This window comes from Pseudomonas sp. CFBP13508 (genome assembly GCF_005233515.1).
In the GTDB taxonomy this organism is placed as follows: Bacteria; Pseudomonadota; Gammaproteobacteria; order Pseudomonadales; family Pseudomonadaceae; genus Aquipseudomonas; species Aquipseudomonas mercuritolerans.
In genome coordinates, this window is sequence record NZ_QFZZ01000001.1 from 491688 (window position 1) to 510231 (window position 18544).

13 protein-coding genes are annotated in these 18544 nt (G+C 61.9%); 3 read left to right on the forward strand and 10 right to left on the reverse strand.

Annotated features, from left to right (window positions below; all coding sequences use genetic code 11):
* Positions 1–74: 74 nt before the first annotated feature.
* From PspCFBP13508_RS02235 to PspCFBP13508_RS02280, 10 genes are all read right to left on the reverse strand, one after another.
* Complete coding sequence (locus PspCFBP13508_RS02235; protein WP_130910287.1) at positions 75–2579, reverse strand: fused MFS/spermidine synthase; 2505 nt, start codon at positions 2577–2579, stop codon at positions 75–77.
* 248 nt (positions 2580–2827) lie between these two features.
* Positions 2828–4402 (reverse strand): arylsulfatase, encoded by a 1575-nt coding sequence (locus tag PspCFBP13508_RS02240; RefSeq protein ID WP_137213510.1) that lies wholly within the window; start codon positions 4400–4402, stop codon positions 2828–2830.
* Between the two features lie 71 nt (positions 4403–4473).
* Complete coding sequence (locus PspCFBP13508_RS02245) at positions 4474–5496, reverse strand: HAD family hydrolase (protein ID WP_130910288.1); 1023 nt, start codon at positions 5494–5496, stop codon at positions 4474–4476.
* Complete coding sequence (locus tag PspCFBP13508_RS02250; RefSeq protein WP_137213511.1) at positions 5493–6899, reverse strand: BatD family protein; 1407 nt, start codon at positions 6897–6899, stop codon at positions 5493–5495. The genes PspCFBP13508_RS02245 and PspCFBP13508_RS02250 overlap by 4 nt, the downstream gene beginning before the upstream one ends.
* The gene (locus PspCFBP13508_RS02255; RefSeq protein WP_137213512.1) at positions 6896–8476 is read right to left on the reverse strand and encodes a VWA domain-containing protein; all 1581 of its coding nucleotides are present in this window, start codon (positions 8474–8476) and stop codon (positions 6896–6898) included. The genes PspCFBP13508_RS02250 and PspCFBP13508_RS02255 overlap by 4 nt, the downstream gene beginning before the upstream one ends.
* Position 8477: 1 nt before the next feature.
* Complete coding sequence (locus PspCFBP13508_RS02260; protein WP_016774616.1) at positions 8478–9470, reverse strand: VWA domain-containing protein; 993 nt, start codon at positions 9468–9470, stop codon at positions 8478–8480.
* Positions 9457–10056: a DUF4381 domain-containing protein gene (locus PspCFBP13508_RS02265; protein ID WP_122507271.1), complete on the reverse strand. Its 600-nt coding sequence runs from the start codon at positions 10054–10056 to the stop codon at positions 9457–9459. Before PspCFBP13508_RS02265 ends, PspCFBP13508_RS02260 begins: the two co-directional genes overlap by 14 nt.
* Positions 10053–10988: a DUF58 domain-containing protein gene (locus PspCFBP13508_RS02270; RefSeq protein ID WP_110603408.1), complete on the reverse strand. Its 936-nt coding sequence runs from the start codon at positions 10986–10988 to the stop codon at positions 10053–10055. The genes PspCFBP13508_RS02265 and PspCFBP13508_RS02270 overlap by 4 nt, the downstream gene beginning before the upstream one ends.
* A complete protein-coding gene (locus PspCFBP13508_RS02275; protein ID WP_137213513.1) occupies positions 10985–11965 on the reverse strand; it encodes a MoxR family ATPase in 981 nt (326 codons plus the stop codon). Before PspCFBP13508_RS02275 ends, PspCFBP13508_RS02270 begins: the two co-directional genes overlap by 4 nt.
* 22 nt (positions 11966–11987) lie before the next feature.
* A complete protein-coding gene (locus PspCFBP13508_RS02280) occupies positions 11988–12938 on the reverse strand; it encodes a transporter (protein ID WP_137213801.1) in 951 nt (316 codons plus the stop codon).
* Positions 12939–13451: 513 nt separating this feature from the next.
* Between PspCFBP13508_RS02280 and tpx the strand changes: the two genes are divergently transcribed.
* The 3 genes from tpx to PspCFBP13508_RS02295 all read left to right on the forward strand — a co-directional run bounded on the left by tpx (position 13452) and on the right by PspCFBP13508_RS02295 (position 18529).
* Entirely contained in the window at positions 13452–13952 is a 501-nt protein-coding gene (gene tpx, locus PspCFBP13508_RS02285; RefSeq protein ID WP_016774621.1) for a thiol peroxidase, read from the forward strand.
* 174 nt (positions 13953–14126) lie between these two features.
* Positions 14127–15431, forward strand: a complete 1305-nt coding sequence (locus PspCFBP13508_RS02290; protein ID WP_133337943.1) for an MdtA/MuxA family multidrug efflux RND transporter periplasmic adaptor subunit — start codon at positions 14127–14129, stop codon at positions 15429–15431.
* The gene (locus tag PspCFBP13508_RS02295; protein ID WP_137213514.1) at positions 15428–18529 is read left to right on the forward strand and encodes an MdtB/MuxB family multidrug efflux RND transporter permease subunit; all 3102 of its coding nucleotides are present in this window, start codon (positions 15428–15430) and stop codon (positions 18527–18529) included. Before PspCFBP13508_RS02290 ends, PspCFBP13508_RS02295 begins: the two co-directional genes overlap by 4 nt.
* Positions 18530–18544 lie beyond the last annotated feature (15 nt).

An 18544-nucleotide genomic window follows, 5' to 3' on the forward strand; every position in this document is an offset into this window, starting at 1 on the left:
GAAGGCTGCGATCTTTTGCTTTTGCTTTTCTGTGGGAGCGAGCCTGCTCGCGAAGGCATTCTGTCAGCCCCGCCTTACTGCCCGACAAACCAGCGAAAATATGGGTTCGCCCGATCCCCTTGCATCACTTCCCGGATATCCCGACCCCAGGCGTCCCGATCGCCGTCGTAGGCGTGCAGGCTTGCCCGATAAAACTGCATCAACCGCTGCCGATGCGTTTCCATGCGTTCACTGAACCCGGCATCGGCACTGACCAGTGTAGGTGGCTGATACAAGTCAAGCAGCGCCGGTAGCACGCGGGTGATTTCCTTGCTGCGTACCCACGGCGCGTATTCGATGCGCGGCTGATCATCAGTCACTGCCGGTGCATCGGCGGCGAAGCGCTCCAGGCCGGTGCGATCGGTGACCCAGGTGGCCAGCAGCGCCGCCGCCGAGCCGATGCCGACGTCCTGCAAGGTGTTGCGTACGCTGTCCTGCTGGAAGCGCGCGGTGATTTTCGCGGCGTCCAGTTGCATCGGTTTCATTGAGCCAACCAGCAGCATTTCGTGGAACTCGCTGGTCCATAGCGAGGCATGCGGGAACACGTCGAGGAAGCTGCGCACCAGTGAGCGCGAGTCGTCGATATTCTGCGTCGGCAGCGGCAGCCACTGCGCAACGATGCCCTGGTCCTGCAAGCGACTGGCGGCCAGCTGGTAGAAGTCCCGCGAATACAAATTGACTACGCCTGCAGCGGAGGGCGGTGGCGGTTCCAGGGTGATAACGTCGTAGGTCTGTGCACTGCGCAGCAGTTCCTGGCGGCCGTCGCGCAGGCGAACGTCGACGCCGGGATCGCTGGCGGCATTGAAGTTGCCCTTGAACAACGGCGCTGCTTTCACCACCGATGGCAGCAATTCGGCGACCACGCGATGTTCCAGACCTGGATAGCGCAGCATGGCGCCTGCGGTGATGCCGGTGCCGAAGCCGATCACCAGGGTCGAGCGCGGTTCACCGTTGTGGATCAGCAGCGGCAGCAGTGCCTGAATGCGCATGTAGCGCAGCGACGGCATGGCATCGCCGGTGTTCGACACGCCCTGGATGTACAAACGGTGGAAGGTGTTTTCGCCACGTCCCTGAGTGACCACCGCGACCGTGCCGCCGCGTCCTTCCTCGTAGAAGGCCAGCGTGCCGTTGCGTGCGCCGGGCAACAGGCTGGCCAGTTTGTCGACGGGCGTCAGTACCGCCACTGCAACGCAAACCAGACCTAGTGCGACCACGGCCTGGCGCCGACCTTTCGCCACGCCATGGCCCTTGCGCACCGCCAGATAACCGATTGTCGCTGCGACGAGCGCCAGTAGGCCGAGGGTGCGCACAAGGCCCAGCAAGGGAATCAATACGAAGCCGCAAAGCATCACACCGATGATCCCGCCCAGGGTGTTGAACGCGACAACGGCGCCGACATCGCGGCCCACACGTTCGCTGCCGACACTCAGGCGCAACGCCAGAGGAAACGCCGCGCCGAGCAGCAGGGTCGGCACAAACACGATGCTCAGCGCCGCCACGGCAAAGCGCGCGCTCATACCGGCCAGCTCGCTGGCGCCCAGACTCAGCAGCCAGGTTTCCGCATGGCTCTGCGCGAGCACCAGCCAGCGGCCGAGCACGGCGATCTCCAGCAGCGCAAGCAGGCCTGCACCGGCAATCAACAAGCCGAATACGCCCCATGGGTCGCGAATGCGCTCGACGCGACGGGCGAGCAGGGCGCTGCCGATAAACAGCCCGGTCAGGTAAGTCGCCAGCACCACAGCAAACGCATAGGTGCGCGTGCTCATGAACTGCACGATCGATTGCGACCAGACCACCTCGTAACCCAACGCCACACCCCCGGCGATCGCGTAAAGCCACAACGCAGTGCGGTCGGGCGCTTTGGCGTTGCCGTGTTTGACCGGTGTGGCCAGCGCTACTGGCTGCTGGCGCTGCAACCACAGCGCACCGGCCGCAGCAAGCAGGTTGAGCATCGCGGCGAACAGCGCACTGCCGCGCACGCCGAGGCTGGCGATCAGTACGAACGCGGCGAGCAAAGTGCCGACGATCGCGCCCAGCGTATTCGCCGCATACAACTGACCGCCGGCCTTGCCCGGCTCAGCCGCCAGTGAGCGCACCAGCACCGGCAGCGTCCCGCCCATCAAGACCGCCGGAATGCCTACCAGCGCAAACGGCAGCAACCACGCGAGCACGCCGACATGACCTTGCAACCAGGCAAACGCACCGGCCGCCAGACTCATTGCCACTGTCGCGCCAACGCCGAGTATCGCCACCAGTACTTCCAGCCCGGCGTAGAGCAGAACCGGCTGTTGCAAGCGATCGGCCCAGCGCCCGAACAGCCAGCCGCCGAGCGCGAGCCCGGCGAAAAACGCGCTGATGCCGGTGGTGATTGCGTAGACCTCGACGCCGACCACCAGCGACAGCTGTTTGATCCACAACACCTGATAGACCAACGCTGCCGCGCCGGAGATGCATAGCAGCAGGGCAGGGATCATTGAGGTGGTGGATGCGGCTTGCGGAACGGGTATGGCCGACGGCTTGCTGGCGATACGTGAGGACATGCGGTGAGCCTTGTTATGGATTGGCTGATGTTGATCGTTCCCACGCTCTGCGTGGGAATGCCTCACTGGACGCTCCGCGTCCGCTTCGGCATTGGACGCAGAGCGTCCCGGGCTGCGTTACCACGCAGAGCGTGGGAACGATCGCAGAAAACCTTGTGGGAGCGAGCCTGCTCGCGAACGAAACCGACCCGGTCGCTTGTTGAAAACAGGGCCGCCCGCCGATGAAGGCGAGCGGCGGTACAGCGCTATTACTGGGCTTTCTTCATTTTTTCTTCGATACGGCGGTCCACATCCTCGCGGATCTGGTCGATGCTGAAGCTCGCCGGACGCTGGCTAGGTGGATAGTCGACGAAGGTCTGCAGGAACTTCGCCGCGCGGCGGGTACCGTCGAAAATCAGATAGTCGTTTTTCGTCAGCCAGTCATAGTACTGGTCGGACACGACATCGGCGCGTTCGTACGGGTCCATGCGCAGGTTGAACATTTTCGGCACACGCAGGCAGGTGAACGGTTCGCTCCACACCTGCAGTCCGCCGGGCGCGCGCTGCTCACAGAACACCAGTTTCCAATCATTGAAACGCATGCTGACCAACGCACCGTCATCGTTGAAGTAGTAGAACTCCTTGCGCGCGCTCTTGTCGGTTTTACCCGTCAGGTAGTCCAGCTGGTTATAGCCGTCCAGGTGCACTTTGAAGTTCTTGCCGCCGATGTCGGCGCCCTTGAGCAAGCGGTCCTTGATGTCGGTGTCGCCCACGGCGGCCAACAGTGTCGGGAACCAGTCCAGACCGGAGAACATCTGCGTGGAGACTTCGCCTGCCTTGACTTTGCCCGGCCAGCGAATCATCGCCGGTACCCGGTATGCGCCTTCCCAGTTCGAGTTTTTCTCGTTGCGGAACGGCGTCGTTGCAGCGTCAGGCCACGACCATTGGTTCGGGCCGTTGTCGGTGGTGTAGACAACGATGGTGTTCTCGGTCAGCTTCAAGTCATCCAGTGTCTTGAGCAGCTTGCCGACGTCGCCGTCATGCTCGAGCATGCCATCGGCATATTCGTTGCCGACCATGCCGCTTTGGCCTTGCATGGATTCGCGCACGTGAGTGAAGGCATGCATGCGTGTGGTGTTCATCCAGACAAAGAACGGTTTGTCCGCCTTGGCCTGTTTCTCGATGAACGCTTGCGCTGCCGCAGTGGTTTCGTCGTCGATGGTCTCCATGCGTTTCTTGGTCAGCGCGCCGGTGTCTTCAATCTTGCCGTCGGCAAAACTGTGGATCACGCCACGAGGCGAGGCGGCCTTGACGAACTCGGCATCATCCTTGGGCCAGTACGGACGCTCCGGTTCCTCTTCGGCGTTGAGGTGATACAGGTTGCCGAAAAACTCGTCGAAACCATGGTTGGTCGGCAGATATTCGTCTTTGTCGCCCAAGTGGTTCTTGCCGAATTGACCCGTGGCATAGCCCTGGGCTTTCAGCGCTTGGGCAATGGTCACATCGCGTGGCTGCAAGCCCACCGGAACCCCCGGCATGCCGACTTTCGACAAGCCGGTACGCAAAGGCGTCTGCCCGGTAATGAACGATGAACGCCCAGCCGTGCAACTGTTCTCCGCGTAGTAATCGGTGAACATCATGCCTTCTTTGGCGATACGGTCGATATTCGGCGTCTTGTATCCGACCACGCCCATGGAATAGGCACTGATGTTGGTCTGCCCGATGTCGTCGCCGAAGATCACGAGAATGTTGGGTTTTTCAGCCGCTGTGGCGGTTGCCGACAGCGCCATCACCGAGGTTGCCACCAGGGCGAGTTTCGGTAGCCACTTGCGTATGCGAGTCATCTGACTTGCTCCTTTTGCACGGGGGTCGTTTTTTGCGACAAACGTTTACTGCTCTCCTGCATCACGCTTTCTTATTGCACTTGCTCGGTTGCCGGCGGATCGAACGGATAGATCCGGCGCCATTCCGACGCCATGTCCACCACCGTCCAGCCACGGGAATTCGCTTCATCGAGGGCCTTGTCGAGTCGGCCGATATTCGATTGCCGGTCATAAGCCCACTCGCGCTTGGCATCGGTGTGGTGCACCAGCCCCATCAGGCGCTTGCCCGGCCCGGCGGCGGTCCACTGCAGCATTTGCAGGTCGCCGTCGGAGTTGCCAAAGGCGAGGATCGGCCGCCGACCGATGACCGCATCGATGCTGACCGGTTTGCCCGGACCGTCATCGTTGTGCGCAACTTTCGGCGTGCGCACGATCGACGCTTTGCCGTCCTTGAACTGGTAAGAGGTGACGAACGTGGTACCGATCACCTGTTCCGGCGGGATGCCGTAGACCTTCTCGGCGAAGGCGCGCATGAAGCCGGTATCGCCGCCGGAAACGATGTAGGTCTTGAAGTTCTGGCTGCGCAGGTAGTCGAGCATTTCCAGCATCGGCTGGAAGATCATTTCCGTGTAGGGCTTGCCGGTTTTCGGGTGGCGGGCCTGGCTGAACCAGGTTTTCGCGTAGTCATCGAAGGCTTCGGTGGTCATGCCGCTGTGGGTGGCGCCGACGATCTTCAGCAAACCCTCCATGCCCGACGCGGCGAGGGCTTTGTGATCATTTTCCAGCACCGCTTTGAACGGCTGTGTGGTTTTCCATTCCGGGTGTTGTGCGGCGGTGCGCTTGACCTCGTCGAAGGCAAACAGCAATTCGAAGTACGCCGGTTGTTCGCTCCACAAGGTGCCGTCATTGTCGAACACGGCGATGCGATCGGCCGGTTTGACGAAGTCCTTGCTGCTCTGGTCGGTCACGGCCTGGACGAACTCGATGATGCTCTTTTTGGCCGGGCCCTCGTTCCATGACGGCAGCGGTTCATTCGCCTGTGCCAGCAGGGGCAGAACCAGTGTCAACAGCAGGGCGAAACCGAAACGTTGGCGACGCAGCAACGGGTTGATCATGTGAAGTCCTTCTCATGCACAGGGTTGAGCGGGCGCAGGGCCGGTGCGGGTTTCGCCTGTTGCCGGGCGACCTGACTTTGAAGCGTAGACAACGATTGGCGAAGCTGAACAAGTGTTTGATCGGCGGCAGACTGACGGCCGTAAAGCCCGCGTAACAATCCCTGCAAGCGCGGACCGGCGCCCGTGAGTTTCAAGCCCAGACGACTACGCCGCAGCCACAGGTACAGCGCGGTCAGTTGCGCCGGCCTGGCTTGCAGTTGCGGGGCGATCTGTTGCCAGGCGAAAGCGGGCGAATGCTGCCAGGCCAATTGCTTGGCCCGTTTATGTGCGAGCCAGCGTTGATGGGCGCGAGCGGCGACGGGCCGCAGCAAGTACACACCGACGGCGAGGCCGACCGCCAGCGCCAGCCAGAGCAGCCAGCGGCTGGAGAAGTGCAAGTGATTCTGTTGCAGTTGCCTGAGGTCTTCGGCGAGCGAAAACACCGGTTTATAGACGTTGTTGGCTGCGGCCTCGAAGCTCACAGACGGCACCTCAGCGCTACGGATCTGCCTCGCAGAGGCGTCCCACCATTTCACGCGGATCGCCGGCAGCGTGTAAGTACCGGCGCTGTCGATGCGATAGCTGGCGCTGTCGACGCGTTGACCGCCAAGGATATTGCCGCGACCGTCATCCAGCGCTTTGACTTGTGGCGTCTTCGCGTAGCGACTCAAGCCGTCGACATCACTGAAGGTCGGAATCGGCAGGGCCATCGCCAGCGCGCCATCGGCTTGCAGGGTGAGCTCACGGGTGACGCTGTCGCCGACTTTCAGCGGCGTGGCCGAATTGGTAACGATCTGTTTCAAGCGCAACCCACTGGCGACCAGAGGCGTCTCCCCGGGCGCGAAGCCGGGCGGCTGGGCGGCGCTGAAACTCAGCGGCTGGCTTTGTGCGCTGATTTCTTCAGTGGCCTGGCCCAGTCTGGCGCGTACGGTCAGCGCCGGGATATCGAAACTGCGAGCGACGTTGGGCGTGATCAGATAGCTATAGCGCAAGCCATTGAACGATTGGCCATCGATGGTCTGGTTCAGATGCTGCGCCTGGCCGTTCGGCGGCATCACCAGCGCACCGTCGAGTTGCAGATCAGGCAGGGTGGCGGCGCTGGTGAACCAGGTGTCGGTTAGCACGTCGAGTTGCAGTTCGACCAGACCGCCGACCATCGCGCCTTCACTGGGGTTGAGGTGAGCCTGGACTTTCAGTTGCGCTGGGGCGGCAAAAACATTCAGCGACAGCAGGCTGGTCAGCAGCAGTGCGCTAAGTTTTGCGCTGAGTGTCCGGGCCTCTTCGCGAGCAGGCTCGCTCCCACTTGGAGTCCACGGTTTTCCTGTGGGAGCGAGCCTGCTCGCGAAGGCCGCAATACGGTTCATGGCCGGTCTCCCTGCTGATCCTGCAAGCTGAACTTCTGCCTTAGAAACTTCGCCGGCGAGGTGGTCAGGTTCTCCAGCCACAGCGCGTCGGACGCCGCCTGCTGGGTCTCGACCTTTTTGCTCTGACCTTTACCGGGTGCCTTGTCGAATTTGACTTCATCGGGCTTGGTTTGCGGAGCGTTTTTCTCGGCGCTTTCGGTGTCCTTGAGCAGTGCCCGGGCCAAGGCCAGATTGGCGCTCGCTTCGGCAAATTGCGGCTGCAGTTTCAACGCCTGGCTGTAGGCGGCAATCGCCTGATCGAACTTGAAGCGGCGCACGTAAATATTGCCCAGGTAGAAATACGCCTGCGGCGTGTCCAGGCGGGCAAAGGTCGCCATAGCCAAGTCGTAATCGGCAGCGTGATAGGCCGCGACGCCTTTCCAGTACGGGTCGACGAACAGCGCCGCCGCCTCGGGCAGACGATCATGCTCAAACGCCCAGCGGCCTTGTTGGTCGCGGGTAAAAAACGCATCGGTGAGGGCGTTGGCCTGCGCCGGCGCCGCAGGCCAGCCCAACCCTACGGCCAAAAACAGCGCCGGCATCCAGTTTACGCTCCAGCCCTTGCGCACGCTGAACAGCGCCAGTAACAGCAATGGCCAGCAGAGCCAGTAACCGGCGTCCTTCCAGTGCAATTCGCGCTGTTCGGCGCTGGCACTCTGGAAGTGTTGGCGGGCGTGCAACTCGATCCACTTCAGGTCATCGTTATTGAGGGTCAGGCTGCCGAGCGGCGCGTCGACGGCCGAGGCCAATTGCTTGAGGGCCGCTTGATCGAAACTGCCGAGCACCGGTCGTCCGCGGCTGTCGATTTTCGGTTGGCCGCTGGCGGTAGTGATGACGCCCGCGTCTTCGCTGCCCACCGCCAGAACCAGAACCTGCAAGGCACTGCCGTCGAGGTGTTTTTGCAGATCATCGAGTTGCGTGGTATCGGCCCCATCAGTCATCAGCAGCAGACTGCCCGGGGTGTTCTCGGCGCTGAGCAAGCGTTTCGCTTGATCGATCACGGCGGCGACGTTCTTGCCGGGTTTGTCGATCAAGCCCGTGCCCAGGGCCTGGATGAAGCTGTCGAGCAGCGCCGGATCGTCGGTCGGTGGCAACACCAGATGCGCGCTGCCGGCATAGGCGATCAGTGCGGTCCGCGCGCCGGCGCGACGTTGCAGCAGCTCATGCAGCTTGTGCTTGACCGCCTCCAGCCGCGTCGGCTGCACATCGTTGGCGTCCATCGAGGGCGAAAGGTCGACGGCAACGATCAGTGGTGCGCGGTTCTCGAGAAAGTCCGGGCGATCCTGTTCCCACGTCGGCCCGGCCGCGGCGAGTGCGCCGAGGATCAGCAGCGCACAGAGCAGGTGCACCGGGCGCCAGCGCTGGTGATCCTGCGGGGTGATCAACAAGTGCGGCAGCAAGTGTTCGGCGATATTGCCGCGCAGGCGTTTTTGCAGGTCGCGGCTGCGACGCCAGATCAGTGGCAGCATTGCGCCGAACAGCGCAAGCAACAGCCACAGCGGGCGCAGAAAGTGGAAATCGCTCAGGTTGATCTCCATTTCAGGCCTCCTGCCGCTGCCGCGCAACCGTCAGGTTCGGGCGTAAAAGGGCGCCGAGCTGATACAGCGCCAACAGCAGCAATGCTGCGCCCAGCGGCCAGTAGAACAATTCCCGTTGCGGCTGATGGCTGAGGGTCTTCACCTGATGCGGAGTGAGCTGGTCGAGGGTGGTGTAGACCTGATCCAGTGCCGCGCGATCTTCGGCGCGGAAGAAGCGGCCGCCGGTGGTATTGGCGATCTGTTCGAGGCCTTGCAGATTGACCTTCGCTTCGCCGGAAGCGTCGGGGTCGCCGATGCCGATGGTATGAATGACCACGCCTTTGTTGGCCGCCATTTCGGCGGCGTGATCCGGGGTGATCGCGCTGCTGGTGTCGTTGCCATCGGTCAGCAGAATCAGGACTTTTTCCTGCTCATGGGCCTTGTCGAGCAATTTCAGGCTGAGCCCGATCGCATCGCCGATCGCTGTGTTGGGGCCGGCCATGCCGATCCCGGTATCCGCCAGCAACAACGACAGGCTGGCGTGATCGAGGGTCAGTGGAGCCTGTGGATAGGCACCGCTGCCAAATACGATCAGGCCGATGCGGTCGTCCTTGCGTTTGTCGATAAAGCCTTGCACCACGCCTTTGACCGCTGCCAGGCGATTGATTTTTTCGCCTTGGGCGTTAGTGAAGTCCTCGGTTTCCATCGACTGCGACAGGTCGATGGCGAGCATCAGGTCGCGCACCGGTTGCTGGCGTTCGATTGGCTTTTCGACATACACCGGACGTGACACGGCCAGCAGAATCAGCGCCCACACCAGCACATTGAGCAGCAGTTGCCAGCGATTGCGCCGACTGCCCGCGGTGCCTGGCGCTTCGCCGACCGCGCGGCTCATCGCGCCGAAAAACGGTACGCGCACGGCACTGCGGGCTTCGTTGTAAGCGGGCAAAAAACGGTAAGCGAGCCAGGGCAGCGGCAGCAGGAGTAACAACCAGGGGTAATCAAGCTGCCACATGGTGATGCTCCACCCAGTATTGGCAGCTGTCGAAAAGCATTTGCCGTTGCGCTGCGGGGAGGGCGCGCAATACGGGGTCCGGCGCGTAGGCGAGTTGGGCCAGTTGAGTGCTGAAGTCGGCGGGCATTCTGTTTTTGCAATGCCGTTGCAGAAACTCCTGCCAGTCATCTCTGCCGAGCGCCGCCGGCCCTTGTGGGAGCGAGCCTGCTGGCGAAAGCGCCGTGTCAGTGGATCGAGGTATTGCATGCGCTGACGTCTTCGCGAGCAGGCTCGCTCCCACAGGGGATGCACTCCAGCGCCACGATCGAGTGGGCATGGACAGGGCCGTGCGTTTGAGCAGCTCTGGCAATTCGCGCAGGGCATTGAGGTCGTCACTGCGGCCGCGCAACTGTGCCAGTCGGGCAAGAGCTTCACGGCGATAGCGGTCGCGGCGCCATTGCCAGTATCTGCGCAGGCCGAGCAACAGCGCGGCGAGTATCAGCACCGCCAGCAACAGCCACCAGCCCCACGTTTGCGGCGCATAGCTGACGGGCGCGGGCAGGGCCAACTCCTTGAGCTGATCGATGCTGGGGATATTCGGGTTCATCGCGCGCCCCCGGCGCTTTTGCCCAGTTCGGCGCGCAGTTGCCCATGGGCGTCCTCGGCGGTGCTGATCATCATCAGCGGCACCTGACTGCGGCGCAGCAGGGTGGCGACGTCCTTGAGCCGCCCGCTGAGAAAATCCCCCAGCGGCTGATGCACGTTACGTTTCTCGATCGCCAGTTCGACCTGCAACTCGCCCTGGGTGACCAGCAGGCGACCGTTGTTCGGCAGTTTCAGCGCCAGCGGATCATAGACCTGCAAGGCAATCACATCGTTGTGCGCCGACAGCTGCCGCATCAATTGCAAGGTGCGTTCACCGGCGCCGGCAAAGTCGCTGACGATGCAGATCAAGTGGTCGTGCCCGGCCACACCGAGGCAACGCTGCAAGGCCTTGTCCAATTGGTCTTCATCTTCGGCGTCGGGATTACCGGCGTTCAGCGCGCGGTTTTGCTGCACTACGCGGCTGAGCAGCGCTTCGACACGCTTGCGGCTGCGCAAAGGCGCGATGCTGTCGATACGCTGGTCGTTGAAGACCAGACCGCCAACCCGATCCCCGGCGTGAAAAACCATCCACGCCGCCAGCGCGGCGAGTTCGGCGGCGACTGCCGATTTGAAGCTGCGCTGCGAGCCGAAGAACATCGACATGCGCTGGTCGACCACGATCAGGGCCGGGCGGTCGCGTTCTTCGGTGAAAGTGCGCACCACCGGTTTGCCGGTACGCAACGAGGCGCGCCAGTCGAGGTGGCGCAGGTCATCGCCCGGTTGATAGCGGCGCAACTCGTCGAAATTCAGCCCGCGACCGCGCAGCCGCGAAGCGTGGTTGCCGGCGAGAATGCTGCCCTGCGGCTGCCGCGCAAGAAAACTCAGGTCACGGGCCTTGAACTCCAGCGCCATCAGTTGCGCGAGAGAGACGTAGACCAGACCTTCGTCGTTCATGCGGGAATCGCCACTTTGTCAAGAATCCGCTCGAGCACCTGATCGGCGCTGACGCCATCGGCAACCGCGTCGTAACTCAGCTGCAAACGATGGCGCAACACCGGATGGACCACGGCGCGGACGTTGTCCGGCGAAACGAAATCCTGCCCCTGCAGCCACGCATCGGCGCGGGCGCAGCGGTCCAGGCCAATGCCGCCTCGGGGACTGGCACCAATGGCGATCCAGCGTGCGAGGTCTTCGTCGTAGTCGGCTGGGTGGCGGGTGGCGTTGATCAGGTCGATCAGGTAAGTGTCGATGGCCGGTGAAACGTGCACCGCGCTGACTTCCTTGCGCGCGGCAAAAATCACCTCCTGCGGCAAAGTGAAATTCTTCACCGGCGTGGTGCTCGCACCTTGGGCAAACTCTTCGTTGCGCAGCAGGCGCAGCACCTGGCTTTCGTTTTCGGCGCTGGGGTAATCAAGCAGCACCTTCATCAGAAAACGGTCCATCTGCGCTTCCGGCAGTGGGTAGGTGCCTTCCTGCTCGATCGGGTTCTGCGTCGCAACGACGATGAACAGCTCCGGTAGCGCATGGCTGTTGCCGGCCACCGTGATCTGGCGCTCCTCCATGGCTTCGAGCAGCGCCGCCTGGACCTTGGCCGGGGCGCGGTTGATTTCGTCGGCGAGGATCAGATTGCCGAACAGCGGGCCGGGCTGGAATCGGATCTCGTTTTTGCCCTCGACCTGGTGCAGCACCTCGGCACCAGTGATGTCCGACGGTAACAGGTCGGGGGTGAACTGAATGCGGCTCATCTTGGCATCGAGGTGTTTGGCCAGTGCCTTGACCGTGCGCGTCTTGGCCAGCCCGGGCAGACTCTCCAGGAGCAAATGACCATTGGCCAACAGCCCGAGCAGAATCTGCCGGATGACTTGATCCTGGCCGAGCACCGCTTCGGCGATGCTGGCTTGCAGGGCGTTGAGGTCGGTGAGCGCTGTCATGGGCAGTCCTTTGTGTCCGGGTCTAGAAAAACGCCAGGGTCAGATTGACGCTGAAGCCATTGCCTTCGGGGCGGTTCTTGGTGTCGAACTCCGGCACCCAGCGCGCGCTGATATTGGCCTGGGCATCGGCGAATTTTCCGGCCCAGCCAATTACCGGGCCGGCGCCGACCGAACGGCCGCGATAGCCGTTGAAGACATCGGCGGTCTGGCCTTTGTCGTCAGTCAGTTGCCGCACGTAGCCAGCGGCAAGTCCGGCGTTCCAGCCATTGCCCAAGCCGTGAGTCCAGAGGGCGTCGAGGGTGAAGATGTTGCCGTTGCGATAATCGGTAGCGTCGTTCTCGGTGTAGAACTCCAGCCCGCTGGACAAAGTGAACTCGCCGCCCTTGCCGTCGAGATGGGTAAAGGCCACGGTCGGCATGAACGTGTAATTGTTCTGTCCGGGATTGGCCAGGCGATCCTTGTTATAGGCACCGGTCGGCACGTAGATCGGTAGCGACAGCGAGAGATGATTGAGTTCGTCGAAGTGATAACCGGCGGCGAGCGGGGTGATCAGCGCATCGGCAAACTGCGTGCCGGAATCGCTGTCACCCAACGTGCGCCCGCGCGGGCCGGTGATGCTCGCCTTGATGTCGGTGTATTGCACCGGCAGGCCCATTGCCGAAGCGAAATTCCAGCGGCCCTTGCCGGTGTTCCAGACATGAGTGAAGTTGGCCATGGTGTAGGAGACTTTCATGTCGATCCCGCCACTGATCGCGCCGGAAATCGGTGCGCCGTCGCTGCCCTTGAGCGAGCCGTCGTACCAGATGCTGGTCAACGACATTACCCAGCCCGGCTCCGGCGGCACGATGCCAGCATTGGCGAACACTTGCTGGCCGGTGATCGGCCGACCGACGCCACCTTCCGCAGCGAACAGCGATGGACTGACGCCCAGGCACAGAGAGAGGAGGAGACGCCCGCTCCGTGGCTTGAGCATGGCGAACGCCGCGCCACCCGGCCCCGGCAGAAATCCTCTATTCCCGGCTCGACTGCAGATCATTTCCCGATTCCATGGTGTTTTTCCGGACAACTGAGCACTGTCGCGCCGCTACTGCGTTATCCCTTTGCTTATCAAGCCTGTAGGACACGTCCTTCTGAAACTAGCAGCTAATCGGGGGTTAGCCAGTCGAAGGAATTAATTCGTTGGTGGAGGCGACGCGGTGCACATATCACACCTCTAATCGTCGGAGCCGGGCTGAATCGAAGGTGGTTGGGGCGGCACTGCAAACTCTGTGGAAGCGAGCCTGCTCGCGAAAGCGGTAGTCCAGTTGACACACGTTTCTGATATCGATACCTGATTTCGCGAGCAGGCTCGCTCCCACAGGACTTGTATACAATCTCGCAGCCGAGCGCCCAACAATTTCCAACGGGGCATAGGTCGTCAGCCGATTTCGTGGTTAACTTCCGCCTCTTGCATGCTTTCCAATCAAAAAACAGAAGGACTCAAGTCATGGCTCAAGTCACCCTCAAAGGCAATCCGGTTCAAGTCAACGGCCAGTTGCCACAAGCCGGTTCCAAGGCGCCAGCCTTTTCCCTGGTAGCCGGCAATCTGTCCGACGTCACCCTGAAAGACTTCGCCGGCAAGCGCAAAGTCCTCAACATCTTCCCAAGCGTCGACACCCCGACCTGCGCCACCTCCGTGCGCAAGTTCAACGCCCAGGCCAACGACATCAGCAACACCGTGGTGCTGTGCATCTCTGCTGACCTGCCGTTCGCCCAGGCGCGCTTCTGCGGCGCCGAAGGTCTGGAAAACGTACAGAACCTGTCGACCCTGCGCGGCAGCGAGTTCATCGAAAACTACGGCGTGGCGATTGCTGACGGTCCACTGAAAGGCCTGACCGCTCGCGCCGTTGTGGTGCTGGACGAAAACGACACCGTCCTGCACAGCGAACTGGTCAAGGAAATCGCCGAAGAGCCTAACTACGAAGCGGCACTGTCCGTTCTCAAGTAAGGCTTTTACAATTGTTAACGGCCTGGCCCTGTCCAGGCCGTTTTCATTTGTGTATCAGGGTTTTGCCTCACACCTTGAAACGTAAGTGGAAGGTAAATTGCCGGTAAAGCTGCTTTGCTTAAATCCACTCAGTGCTTATCGTTCAGCCTCCCGTAATAGAAGCCCACGCGCCCAATGGTCAATAACTCCATGCAATCGTCCCCCCGCAAATCCCGTCGCTGGCTGATCAGCCTGCTGGTCCTGTTGGTCATCGCCGTCCTGTGCTGGAAATTCTGGCCCGCCGGCTCTGCTGACAAGGCGGGCGGCGACAAAGCGGCCGCCGGCCATACCGGGCGCTCGGGGATGATGCGGCCGGGCTTCGGCGGCGGTACCGGGCCGATTCCGGTGCGTGTGGCGCCGGCGGTGAAGGGCGACTTCCCGCTGTATTACAAGGCACTGGGCACGGTCACCGCGCTCAATACCATCAACGTGCGCAGCCGGGTGGGCGGCGAACTGGTGAAGATTCATTTCGAAGAAGGGCAGATGGTCAAGGCGGGCGACCTGCTGGCCGAGATTGATCCGCGTCCTTACCAGAACGCTTTGCTCCAGGCCGAAGGCACACTGCTGCAGAATCAGGCGCAACTGAAAAACGCCCAGGTCGACGTCGAGCGCTACCGCGGTCTGTATAAAGAAGACAGCATCGCCAAACAGACCCTCGACACCGCCGAAGCGCTGGTCGGCCAATACTTGGGCACGGTCAAGACGAATCAGGCAGCGGTCAACGATGCCAAGCTCAATCTCGAATTCACCAAGATCCGCGCGCCGATTGCCGGTCGCGTCGGTCTGCGTCAGGTCGACGTCGGCAACCTCGTCGCCGCCAACGACACCACATTCCTCGCGGTGATCACCCAGACACAACCGATCAGCGTGGCCTTCACCTTGCCGGAGAACAGCCTCGACACCGTGCTGGCTCGTTACCGCAGCGGCGCCAAGTTGCCTGCCGAAGCGTGGGATCGCGGCGACACCAAGCTGCAAGCCACTGGCGTGCTGCAAAGCCTCGACAACCAGATCGACGTTGCAACCGGTACCCTGAAATTCAAGGCGCGTTACGATAACCGCGACCAGTCGCTGTTTCCCAACCAGTTCGTCAACGTCCATTTGCTGGCCGACACGCTCAAAGGTGTAGTGCTGGCACCGTCGGCAGCGATCCAGTTCGGTACCAACGGCACCTTCGTCTATGCGCTGGACGGCGACAGGAAAGTCACCATTCGCCAACTGAAAATCGGTGCCAGCGACGGTGACAACACCGTGGTCACCGAAGGCCTCGCCGCAGGTGATCGCGTGGTGCTCGAAGGCACCGATCGCCTCAAGGAAGGCAGCGAAGTCGAAGTGGTCAATGACAGCAGCGAAGTGCCGACCTCGCCGACCGAACACCTGCAAGGCAAATCTGCCGCCAATCCCGATGCGACCACAGCCGATAAGGCCAAGAAGGGCGCATGAACATTTCGCGGCTGTTCATCCTCCGTCCGGTAGCCACCACCCTGAGCATGCTGGCCATTGTCCTGGCCGGCCTGATCGCTTATCGCCTGCTGCCGGTTTCGGCCCTGCCGCAGGTCGATTATCCGACCATCCGCGTCATGACCCTGTACCCCGGCGCCAGTCCGGACGTGATGACCAGCGCCGTCACCGCGCCGCTTGAACGCCAGTTCGGGCAGATGCCGGGCCTGACGCAAATGGCGTCGACCAGCTCCGGCGGCGCTTCGGTGCTGACCCTGCGTTTCAGCCTCGACATCAACATGGACGTCGCCGAACAGCAGGTGCAAGCCGCGATCAACGCTGCGACCAACCTGCTGCCCACCGACCTGCCGGCGCCGCCGGTGTACAACAAGGTCAACCCGGCGGACACCCCGGTGCTGACCCTGGCCATCACTTCGAAAACCATGCTGCTGCCCAAGCTCAATGACTTGGTCGATACGCGCATGGCGCAGAAGATCGCCCAAATCAGCGGCGTCGGCATGGTCAGTATCGCTGGTGGCCAGCGTCAGGCGGTACGAATCAAGGTCAACCCCGAAGCGCTGGCGGCCAACAGCCTCAACCTGTCGGACGTGCGCACGCTGATCGGTGCCTCCAACGTCAACCAGCCGAAAGGCAACTTCGATGGCCCGACCCGGGTGTCGATGCTCGATGCCAACGATCAACTGACCTCGCCCGAGGACTACGCGAATCTGATCCTGACCTACAAGAACGGCGCGCCGTTGCGGCTCAAGGACGTCGCGGAAATCGTCGATGGCGCCGAGAACGAGCGTCTGGCCGCGTGGGCCAACCAGAATCAGGCGGTGTTGCTGAACATCCAGCGTCAGCCGGGCGCCAACGTTATCGAAGTGGTCGACCGCATCAAGGCCTTGCTGCCAAGTATCACCGACAACCTCCCGGCCGGCCTCGACGTCACTGTGCTCACAGACCGCACCCAGACCATCCGTGCCTCGGTCACCGACGTGCAACACGAACTGCTGATCGCTATCGCGCTGGTGGTCATGGTCACGTTCCTGTTTCTGCGCCGCGCCAGTGCGACGATCATTCCCTCGGTGGCCGTGCCGCTGTCGCTGATCGGCACCTTTGGCGTGATGTACCTCGCCGGGTTCTCGGTGAACAACCTGACGTTGATGGCGCTGACCATTGCCACCGGTTTCGTGGTCGACGATGCCATCGTCATGCTCGAGAACATTTCGCGCTTCATCGAAGAGGGTGACAGCCCGATGCAGGCCGCGCTCAAGGGCGCCAAGCAGATCGGCTTCACCCTGATTTCCCTGACGCTGTCGCTGATCGCCGTACTGATTCCGCTACTGTTCATGGCCGACGTGGTGGGGCGCCTGTTCCGCGAATTCGCCATCACCCTGGCGGTGGCGATCCTGATTTCCCTGGTGGTGTCGCTGACCCTGACGCCGATGATGTGCGCGCGCCTGCTCAAGCGTGAACCGCAGGAACACGAGCAAGGCCGTTTCTACCGCGCCAGCGGTGCGTTCATCGACTGGATGATCAAGGAATACGGGCGGATGCTGCGCTGGGTGCTCAAGCATCAGCCGCTGACCTTGCTGGTCGCCATCGGCACGCTGGCGTTGACCGTATTCCTTTACGTCATCGTGCCGAAGGGTTTCTTTCCGGTGCAGGACACCGGCGTGATTCAGGGTATTTCCGAAGCGCCGCAGTCGATCTCCTTCGCGGCGATGGGCGAGCGGCAGCAGCAACTGGCGAAGATCATTCTTGAAGATCCGGCGGTGCAGAGCCTGTCGTCCTACATTGGCGTCGACGGAGACAACGCCACGCTCAACAGCGGCCGCTTGCTGATCAACCTCAAGCCCCACGGCGAGCGCGATCTGACGGCCAGCGAAGTGATCGCACGCCTGCAACCACAACTGGACAAACTGGTCGGCATTCGGCTGTTCATGCAGCCGGTGCAGGACCTGACCATCGAGGATCGGGTCAGCCGCACGCAGTATCAGTTCAGCATGTCTTCGCCGGACTCCGAATTGCTCAGCCAGTGGAGCGGGCGTCTGGTCGAAGCCCTGGCGCAGCGTCCGGAGTTGACCGACGTGGCCAGTGATCTGCAGGACAAAGGCTTGCAGGTCTATCTGGTGATCGACCGCGACGCCACATCGCGCCTTGGCGTGTCGGTGGCGAATATCACCGATGCGCTGTACGACGCGTTCGGCCAGCGGCAGATTTCGACCATTTACACCCAGGCCAGCCAGTACCGCGTGGTGCTGCAAGCCCAAGCCGGGGAGAAGATCGGCCCGCAGGCGCTGGATCAGATTCACGTCAAGACCACCGACGGCGCGCAGGTACGCCTGTCGAGTCTGGCGCATGTCGAAGAACGTCAGGCGCAATTGGCGATCACCCACATCGGCCAGTTCCCGGCAGTGATGATGTCGTTCAACCTCGCGCCGGGCGTGGCGTTGGGGCATGCCGTGGACATTATCGAGCAAGTGCAGCAGGACATCGGCATGCCGGTCGGCGTGCAGACTCAGTTCCAGGGCGCGGCGCAAGCGTTCCAGGCTTCGCTGTCGAGTACCTTGCTGCTGATTCTGGCGGCGGTGGTGACCATGTACATCGTGCTGGGCGTGCTCTACGAGAGCTACATCCATCCGATCACCATTCTCTCGACCTTGCCATCGGCAGCGGTCGGCGCCTTGCTGGCGTTGCTGCTCAGTGGCAACGATCTGGGCATGATCGCGATCATCGGCATCATCCTGCTGATCGGTATCGTCAAGAAGAACGCGATCATGATGATCGACTTCGCCCTCGACGCCGAACGCACCCAGGGCATGGCCCCGGCAGAGGCGATCTATCAAGCGGCGCTGCTGCGCTTCCGGCCGATTCTGATGACCACGCTGGCGGCGTTGTTCGGCGCGGTGCCGCTGATGCTGGCCACTGGGTCGGGTGCTGAATTGCGTCAGCCGCTGGGTCTGGTGATGGTTGGCGGTTTGTTGGTGAGCCAGGTGTTGACGCTGTTCACCACGCCGGTGATTTACCTGTACTTCGACCGCCTCGGAAGGCGCTTTGGCAAAGCCAAAGCCGAAGGTGACGAGGTCGCGGTATGACGGTCGGAATATATC